Genomic DNA, 9,775 nt, shown 5'->3' with positions numbered 1-9,775 from the left:
AAGTTGATTTCCAAGTTCAAGAACGTAAGACTGATAAACTTCCAGCAGGGCAAACTCGTGTAATCCAAGAAGGTCAAAAAGGCGTTCGTGTCCACCTAGTAGAAGTCGAAAACGGTAAGCGTACATCGAAAGAAACTTTTGATAAGATAGTTGCGCAAGATCGTATCGTGGAAGTTGGAACTGCTGTAGTTCAAGGAGAACCGAATCCACAAGTTCCTGCCAAGCCAGATACGCACCAACTGGCTCAAACGGGAGGGCGATCTCAAGAAGAAAAAGCGACACAAACTGAAAAAGATCACCTTCCAAATACAGGAAGTGAGTCTCAGATGTCAGCTTTAGCAGCGGGCTTGGCTCTCTTGGGCTTAGGTACAGGCCTTGCAGCTACTACTCGCAAAAAAGAAGATTAAGTTTAGTTACAAGTTAAACTGAATAGGAAAAGACCAGAGTGACGCTCTGGTCTTTTTCGTCTGAGTTGTAATCGTAAACAAATGTTTAGAATAGTCAATCCCATTTTAAATGAATTTTGTTCAAAATTCATAAAGTGCCCTTCACGCTTATAAAAAGAGAGGTCGTGTTTGAAAATAATTGATAAATATGCTACAATAGTAGGCACTGGTAATTTTTATAAATGATTTTTTAATGAGAAAAATCGGATAAAATCCATTCAACTTTCGAAGGATCATGATCAGGTGAGAAAGCGTAAAATTCCTCACCCTTTAGGGATTTTGTTATGGAACTGATTTTTTAGATGTCAATCATGGTGACAGAGTTGATATACTTATAAAAATTTTAAGGATTCAGTAAATCCGTTTATGCATTTGATAATGTTCAAATAGAAGAAATGGAAGAACAGGTGTTCTCACATGAAAATATTCAAGGATAGAAGAGAAGCTCCAAGTAGATTTACACTCATGAGGTGCTCCTATATTTCGTAGGTGAAATATCATGGTAAGCCAGTTAATCCTATCTTGTTTATCAGTGGGATAAGCCTGTTTTCTTGGGTTACTTTGCTGTTATGATGGTGCATGAACATTACTAGAGAACAATTGCAAGGTTTGCTAAATATAAAGAATAAAGGATGACAGATGAAACATTTCGGTCTTAAGAAACAAAAACGAACAAGTATTTTTTTCCGAAGAGCAATTTTTACAATTTTGATTATCGCGATCTATCTACTTGGTCGCCATATTTTACTTCCAGGATACAATGGTAATACAGGTTTTTCACAAATGACTGAGCAAAATCCCTTGGCCTATTTGTATTCCTTAGCAGGAGTAGATGTCTCTAAGATTTCCATGTTTTCTTTAGGGTTAGGCCCTTGGATTACGACCATGATTGTCTGGCAGGTTATCAATTTAAATAAAAGTTGGAATATCCAGTCCTGGTCATTGAAAAAAGCGGATTTTGTCCAAAAAATTCTCACTTTGATTTTTTCAGTGTTACAGGGGATAGCTATTATGTACACAGCTCGTTCGGAAAATGGACGCTTTTTGCTTCTTGTAGATGATTGGATTTATAATATGGCTGTACTAGCAACTGTTGTAGCAGGAAGCTTTGTTATTATCTGGTTGGCTGGTTTGAATGTTAGCAAGGGAGTAGGCGGGCAGACAATTATTATTATTGCAGGAATTCTGCTACAATTTGCTAACCAATTAGTGGTATTGATAGGACAATCTGTTTTGTCTAAAGAAGGACTGGCCTTTCTAGTAGGTGCGGCGATCTCGTTTTTGATTTTGGGCTATATTGCCGTGGTCTGCGAGAGAGCTGAAATTCGTTTGCCTCTAAATCGAGTCATGTTAAGTAGTCGTTACTATGGCAAGTCTTACCTCCCTATCAAATTTCTTCCCTCTGGGGGAATGCCTATTATGTATGCCTCGAGTGTTATTATATTGCTTCAGTTGGTATTAGACTGGTTTGGACATGGTTTTACAAAAAATTTTGGTAGTTTGTTTGACTTTACAAAACCCCTAAGTTTGGCCTTTTATCTGCTGGCTATCTATCTTCTTGCAATTTTATTTGCCTATATCAACTTAGAACCAGAAGAAACAGCGAAACGTTTACAACGTCAAGGGGAATACCTAGATTATATTCAGCCTGGGAAAGCAACTTTAAAAGTTTTGAAACATTACATTTCCTTGCAGTCTAACGTAGGAGCACTCTACCTGATTGTTTTTATTGGTCTACCCTATTTCATTAATTTCTTCCTACCTCTTCCAAATTTGCTTTTGACTATACCGGGTACATTGATCATTTTAGTCAGTATGCTCTTACCTTTGCATGAAGAAATACGTATCTTGAGGATTGGGACTTACTACCACAAAGAATTAGAATTTAAAGGAGAATAGAGGGATATGTTTTACTTTGTACCATCTTGGTATAGACAAGATCGGAAATGGTATTCTACCACTCTGCCTTTCTATTACGTGTCTAAAAATATGATGTTTGATGATGCGGTGAATTTGCTGCGAATGTTTCAGCAATCAGGAGAGGCAAATACCACTCTGATTTTGAACTATTCACCACATATTCGAACCTTTCTTTATCAGCAAAGAATATTGCCAGAAACTGTATGGAATCTATTTGATACCATACAAGGCCTGACGGATGTATCTGTACGTAAAATTCGTCTGGAAGATATTAAATGGCCTCAAGGAGTAGAATTCTTCTATACTCCTTTTATGATTGAGGTATATTTAAATCAAGAGCACTATGCTAAAATTAACTTTTCACAAACAGGTAATTTCTTTGATATTACTTATTTTGAGGGTGGGCAGACAAATCATCAGTTAATTTTTGATGATCGTGGATTTGTTTCAAGTATCATCTATTTTGAAAATGATCAGCCTTACTACCAAGATTATTTAAATTTACAAGGTACATGGCAGTTTAGGGAATTTTTGGGCACAGAAAATCATCAAGTACTTATCAACCCTGAGGCACAGGCTACATTTGCAAAAGAAGTTTACCAAGATATTGAAGAATTGATCAATGAAAAATTAGATCAGTATCTAACTTCTGCGCTAACGAAGGATGATACGATTGTGATTTCGTCAGATGTGCAGCACAATCACTTTTTCCAAAAGATTAAGGAAAATCATCATGTTATTTTATCTTTTTTTGGAGATCGCTATCCAATCACAAACCAAGAGCAGCTGTTAACGGATTTGACAGACACGCCGTTTTTCGTTGTTGATAGTTTAAATAAAATTGAAACGATAGCAGCTAATGTGGATCTAGAACAGTTGCCGGGCTTTTATGAGATTCCGCCTTATGATACTCATCTAAACCTAGGGCATAGTCAAAGAAAAAAAGAGTTAATTGTTTACGTCAATTTCGACAATCTACCAGCAGATCAAATTCAATATGTGTTTACGACTTTGTTTGAAATGATGTTGAAAAATGAATGGATTGACTTGCTGGTTGGAACACAAAGTCAGGATTTTGGTCGAGAGGCCTATATAAAACAAGTGTTAGAAAGCTATCTATCACTTAAGCCAGAATATGAACAAGAATTGATTTTTGTTGATAAAGAGAAAAGAGCGAGAGGTGAGAACCGAGTTCTTGATGATGAAGAGGAGATTGTTCGCGAACGGATTGATATTGAGACTATTCATAGCGACACAGATTTGATTAAAGTTCTGAAGTACGTTCGTATTATACTAGATTTTGGGACTCCAGCTGATGTGTTGACTCAAATCGCTGGCATTAGTGGGGGGATCCCTCAGGTTAACTTGTATAGTTCTTCTTATGTGAAGCATGGAGAAAATGGTTGGATTCTAGAGGATATTTCAGATTTTGAAGAGGCACTCTTATACTACCTCACAAACTTAGAACATTGGAATCAATCTCTAGTTCACTCAGTCAAGAAGATTGAACAGTACACAAGGGGTGAGATTGTCGATATGTGGAAAAATACCATAAAGGAATTAAAAGGAAATGAAAAAAATTAGTGTTTTGCAAATTGCTGATGAAAATTGGCAGGAGCAATATGAAATTCCTAGTAATATAAAATGGACATTTGTCAAACCAGAAGACATCGTTTCTTTATTGCCAGAAGATATCGGGATCTTAAATAGAGAGGCTGAGGCGGAAAACGGAAAAAAAAAGAAAAAGAAAAAAGTAGATAAACCGTTTGATGTCGTGTTAGTAGATACAGCTGAATATTTAGAGTATGTCACTATCTTGGATCAGAAAATTCAGGTTTACCGTCTGTTCTATCATGAGCGTTGTCGAATTACTACGAAAACATTGGAACGATTTCTTTTGCGGAAAAAGGCCGTGAAAACAAATTTTGAAAATCCAGAGCAGATGCTACATATATTTTCACGTGGTTTTTTCTCTAAACAAAATGGAACGAAACTAAGTGTTAATCATCTAGTCGCTGCACCATCTTTTGAGGGCCAAATCAGTTATGAAGGGACAAACTACCTTCGTTTGTGTGGCCAATATGGCGAGGATTATCAGACCATTGCGACCTATCAGCATAATATTTTTCTGAGTGGGGAGATGCCCTTAGATTTGTGGCCTGAGTTCAGAGTTTCAGAAGGTTGTTCGATCCGCTACGTTGTTAAAGGTTTTCCTGCTGGAAATTCTCCCATGCAAGAATGGATTTATGATGAAACGAGTTTTGATCGGTCTCTGACGTTAGATGTAAATGATTCTTATTATTTGAGTATCAGCATTCAAGCAAAGGGACAAGGGATTGTAAAACTTGGTCCCTGCCACTATCGAGACTCCCATCTAGGTTATGGAGACTTGTTAGTCGGAGGAAAACGAATTAGCGACAAAAATCGAGAAGAGCTGATTTATTTTTTCCATCCAGGAGATTTGAAACCACCGTTGAACATCTATTTTTCAGGGTACCGTCCCGCAGAGGGATTTGAGGGATACTGGATGATGAATAATTTGGGATCGCCATTCTTACTGGTAGGGGATCCGCGTTCAGAGGGGGGCGCTTTCTATCTTGGATCGGAGGAGCTAGAACAAAAACTTCTCCAAGTGGTTCATAACTGCTTAGATGAACTTGGTTTTACGAAGGAACAACTGACCTTGTCAGGTTTATCAATGGGGACTTTTGGCGCCCTTTACTATAGTTCTAAGTTGGAACCTCATGCCGTCATTGTCGGAAAACCTCTTGTTAACTTGGGAGATATGGCAGAAAATGAGTCAACTATTCGTCCGGGAGGATTTCCAACGTCACTGGATTTGGTGTATCGTACAATAGGGGAGCTATCAAGTGAAGCTACAGCTCAGCTTAACGAACGTTTTTGGACGGCTTTTGAGTCAGCTGATTTCTCAAAAACAAAATTCATTATCTCCTTTATGTATCAAGATGACTATGATATGTCTGCCTATCCTGATATGCTGGATGAGTTAGGACAGCGAGATTACCGCGTCAGCGTTATCAGTAAAGGGTTGACTGGACGACACAACGATGATACACAAGGTATTGTTGAATGGTTCTTTAATCAATATAAAACGCTATTAATGAATAGTTTTGAAAGGGAGTTTAAATCGTGAGATACAAGGAAGAAGTTTATTTTGCTTATTGGGATATCCAAAGCGTATCTCAGTATCTATACGGTTCATCTGTCAAACTGTTAGACGGTGGTCATGTTTTGTATGAAAACCAGTTCATGCCTTCGGGGACAGTTATTCATGAATGGCACTCACGGGCAAACTATCAGGCTTTACGCAATACGAGTCAGCTTCCTGAATTGAAACGTGGGCAAAACTATATCTTTGGCAGCCATATAGAAACCATCCCAGAAAATTCAACATACTTAAAAGTTGAATTTATGGATGCTCGAGATGAAGAAATTTCGAATCAAATCATTAAACAGGGAGAGAGAGTGAGCGTATGCGTTCCAGATAGTACACAATATTATAAGGTGCAGTTAGTCAGCTCTGGCTGTCATCGCTTCCTGTTTGAAGGGATTTATGTTGCTGAGGAGCAGATAGCGGATTATACAGTGGATCGCTACTGGATATCTGATTTACTTCATCAAGATTCCGAGAAAGAAACGATGTATGTTTGCTTTACTGAACCCGAACTCAATCGAACAGGTTTTATCCCAGAACATGTTCGTGAACATTTCTCAAATGTATTGATTGTTAATTCGTCTTATAGAGAAGCACTCCTATACATGGAGGAACGTTTTTACGAAGTCTTGCTTGAAACGATTGAAGAATTAGCGCAAGAGCATCTTTTTGAAAAAGTGGCTTTTGTTGGTTACGGAGCGATTTCTAATATTGCGGCCTTGCATTACTCCAAACAATTTGGAAATTCATATGCTCTTGTGACGGATGAGTTTCTAAGTGAACTAGACTATCAACGCTTGCTGGAACGTTACCGTAATCGAGTAAATCCGCCTATTTTTAAAGAATTATTGCTACAGCAATTTAATCCGACAAAAGTTAAGGAATATGCAGACTTGAAGACTAGACCACGTGAACTAGCAAACATTGAATATTTATTAGATAAGTCATTTTTACTTCAAGCGATTGACTTGGAGAAGATTGAAGAGTGGATGAGAAAGAATGAAAACTAAACGATTCAATTTGACCAACTCCTATAAACTAATGCGTTACAAAAAGATTTTGGAGAAGGTTAATAAACTATCTGATAGTTATGCAGCTATGTCAAATGAGAAACTGCAAGCTCAGACAAAATGGTTTAAAGAACGCCTTTCTGGAGGAGAAAGCTTGCAGTCCATTTTGCCAGAAGCGTATGCAACCATTCGTGAGGCGGCCAAGCGTGTATTAGGATTATATCCTTATGATGTTCAGGTTTTAGGGGCCTTGGTTATGCAAGACAATCAGATTGCAGAAATGAGAACAGGGGAAGGAAAAACCTTGACAGCTATCCTTCCTTTATACCTAAATGCCTTGACGGAAAAAAGTACGATCTTAGTCACGGCCAATGAATATTTGGCAGCGCGTGATGCTAAACAAATGGCACCTGTTTTTCGATTTTTAGGAATGACAGTTGGAGTGGGTGTCTCGGAAGATCCGACAAAAAAACTTAAAATTCCTCAAAAACAACGAATCTATAAGAGTGATATCGTCTATACAACACATAGTGCGTTAGGGTTTGATTACCTAGAAGAAAACTTGGCGACATCTCAATCAAAGAAGTTTTTGCCAAAATTTTATTTTTGTTTGGTCGATGAAGTAGATGCAGCCTTGCTAGATAGTGCGCAGATGCCCCTAATCATTTCAGGTTCTCCTCGGGTTCAATCCAACCTCTTTCTCTCGTGTGATGAGTTTGTGAAAACTCTAAAAGAAGGGGAAGATTTTAATTTAGACTCCACTCGGACGTCTGTATGGTTGACGAGAAAAGGAGTGAAGGAAGCAGAGGTTTATTTCCGCGTTCAGAATGCCTATGATCCAGATAATTACCAGCTCATTCGCCAAATTAACCTAGCTTTGAGAGCTAACCACTTATTTGAAAAAGATCGTCAGTACACGGTGGATAATGGTGAAGTGAAACTGATGGATGAGGCGACAGGACGTCTCTTGGAAGGAAATAAACTCCAATCTGGATTGCACCAAGCACTAGAAGCCAGAGAACGTGTGAAAATCACATTGGAAACGCGTTCGATGGCCTCTATTACCTATCAAAATTTATTTAGAATGTTTCCAAAATTAGCAGGAATGACGGGTACTGGTAAAGTTTGTGAGGAGGAGTTCAGAGACGTTTACGACTTGGGAGTCGTAGTTGTTCCTACACGAAAACCCAATTTACGAATTGATTATCCAGATGAAATCTATCTCACGATTCCTCAAAAATTATATGCTTCGTTGGAGTATATCAAAAAATTACATAAAAAAGGCCAGCCAGTTTTAATTGCGACAGGATCGGTTGGAATGTCTGAGATTTATTCTATGCTATTACTCCAAGAGGGAATCGCCCATAATGTGTTGAATGCCCATAATGCAGCGAAAGAGGCTGAGATGATCGCACTGGCTGGTAGACGTTCTGCAGTGACAGTAGCAACATCAATGGCAGGTCGTGGAACAGACATTATCTTGGAAGATGGGGTTGCTGAGTTGGGTGGACTCGCTGTTGTTGGAACAGAGAGAATGTCCAGTGAGCGAGTGGATTTGCAGCTTCGCGGTCGTGCCGGACGACAAGGCGCTCCAGGATTGAGCAAATTCTTTATTTCTCTTGAGGATGATCTTATTTCCAAGTCTGGTAGCAAATGGATTAGTGAGTACTATCACAAAGAAATTGCAAAACCAGAGGAAAAACAAAAGATTCATTTGATCTCTCGTCGTATTAGATATGCGGTTGAAGAAGCTCAGAAGAATAGTGATAACGCGTCAGCGGCTTCCAGACGTTCAACGGAACGATATGATGAAAGTATCCGTATTCAGCGACAGATTATCTACAATAAGCGTAATAAGCTCATCTCCCATCCAGACTTTGATTTGACCTATTTCTTGTCTACCCTATCGGATGCAGTGGACATTTATACAAGTAAGACACCGTTTAAAGAGCGGGCGGATCTGTTTCGCTTTGTTTTGGATAACATTAGTTATTACTGTGAGGATATTCCAGATGATCTAGATGTTACGGATTTACGGCAAGTTAAAAAGTTTTTATCTGACCTCTTTGTTTCAGAGTACCAGCAGAAAAAAGATAAAATCAAGGATTCAGAGTTGTTCAATCAATTTCAACGAACTGTCGTTTTAAGAGCGATAGATGACTGTTGGGTTGAGCAGGTTGACTATTTACAGCAATTTCAAGGTTTGGTGTCTAGTCAAGGATATGCCCAAAAAAATCCTGTCTTTGAGTTTCATAAAGAAGCTTTTAAATCATACAAAAGAATGAATGCAGATATAAATCCGTAACATTATAAAAAATATGGCATTGAGTTACATTAATATTAAGCCTTCTGGGAAGTTAGAAGTTTTCTATGGCTAATACTTTGACAGATTCTGTTGTAGACTTTATAATGATGATATAACTGTATTTTTGGAGAAAATCATATTATGAGTAAAAATAATAACAAAGAGCTAAAGGGATTTAAACGTTTGATATCAAAGTTTAAGCAAACGGGTAGGGAAGATAGTGATTACCGTAGCCTGGATGCAACTAAATCAAAGCCCGTTAGTCGAAAACTCAAAGAGCAAAAGGAAATTATTCTGAGTGCTAGTGAAGATCTCGAGTTGCCAACAGAGTCAGTTTCTGTCATGGAAGCCTTAGAAGACTTTCAGGAAAGGAACAGTTTGGGAGTAGCCGACTTGATAAGGAATGTTAGTCAGAGTTTGTCAACTAGCGCTTTAGCTTCCCTCAGCCTTTCTGTCGCAGATTCGTACAGTGAGTCGTTTAGCCAGAGTATATCAGCAAAAGGACTCTCGCTTCGAGAGTCCATGTCTGAGAACTACTCATTAGTGGTCTCTTCTTCAGAATCTGAATTTGAGTCCCTTTCCTTGGTTGATAGTCTCTCTATTTCTGAGCATTTGACAGGGGAGTCCCTTTGTCAGGATACGGACGCATTCTCTTTGAGTGAAAGTATTGCATACTCAGAGCCTCTTTCCTTGAATGAATCAGAGCAAGCGAGTCAGAGTGTTTCCGAGTCTGAGTTCTATAGCCTGAGCCAGAGCGAGTGGGAATCCGTTTCAGAATCCCAAAGCATTTCAGAATCAGAGTGGTGGAGCTATTCCGAATCAGAGCAAGCGAGTCAGAGTGCTTCTGAGTCCGAGTTTTATAGCCTGAGCCAGAGTGAATGGGAGTCCGTTTCAGAATCCCAAAGCCTTTCAGAATCAG

5 protein-coding genes and 2 pseudogenes are annotated in these 9,775 nt (G+C 38.7%); all 7 read left to right on the top strand.

Annotated features, from left to right (window positions below):
- Positions 1-407 (top strand): G5 domain-containing protein (locus HMPREF9184_RS00205; RefSeq protein WP_000320704.1); only part of this gene is annotated, 407 nt, incomplete at its 5' end.
- A 678-nt stretch (positions 408-1,085) separates the two neighbouring features.
- Positions 1,086-2,345: a preprotein translocase subunit SecY gene (locus tag HMPREF9184_RS00200; RefSeq protein WP_000680148.1), complete on the top strand. Its 1,260-nt coding sequence runs from the start codon at positions 1,086-1,088 to the stop codon at positions 2,343-2,345.
- A gap of 6 nt (positions 2,346-2,351) precedes the next feature.
- A complete protein-coding gene (gene asp1 / locus HMPREF9184_RS00195) occupies positions 2,352-3,950 on the top strand; it encodes an accessory Sec system protein Asp1 (RefSeq protein WP_000499197.1) in 1,599 nt (532 codons plus the stop codon).
- Positions 3,937-5,520 carry an accessory Sec system protein Asp2 gene (asp2, locus tag HMPREF9184_RS00190; RefSeq protein ID WP_000724329.1) on the top strand — a complete coding sequence of 528 codons (1,584 nt, stop codon included), beginning with the start codon at positions 3,937-3,939 and terminating at the stop codon, positions 5,518-5,520. The genes asp1 and asp2 overlap by 14 nt, the downstream gene beginning before the upstream one ends.
- Positions 5,517-6,551 carry an accessory Sec system protein Asp3 gene (asp3, locus tag HMPREF9184_RS00185; RefSeq protein ID WP_001269548.1) on the top strand — a complete coding sequence of 345 codons (1,035 nt, stop codon included), beginning with the start codon at positions 5,517-5,519 and terminating at the stop codon, positions 6,549-6,551. Before asp2 ends, asp3 begins: the two co-directional genes overlap by 4 nt.
- Positions 6,541-8,929, top strand: a pseudogene (gene secA2 / locus HMPREF9184_RS00180) (accessory Sec system translocase SecA2). Before asp3 ends, secA2 begins: the two are co-directional and overlap by 11 nt.
- Positions 8,930-8,997: 68 nt before the next feature.
- A pseudogene (locus tag HMPREF9184_RS00175) lies at positions 8,998-9,775 on the top strand (hypothetical protein); the annotation flags it as partial.

This window comes from Streptococcus sp. oral taxon 058 str. F0407 (genome assembly GCF_000235485.1).
Taxonomy (GTDB): Bacteria; Bacillota; Bacilli; order Lactobacillales; family Streptococcaceae; genus Streptococcus.
Note: the sequence above shows the minus strand (reverse complement) of the source record. Positions and strands in the feature narration are given on the sequence as shown.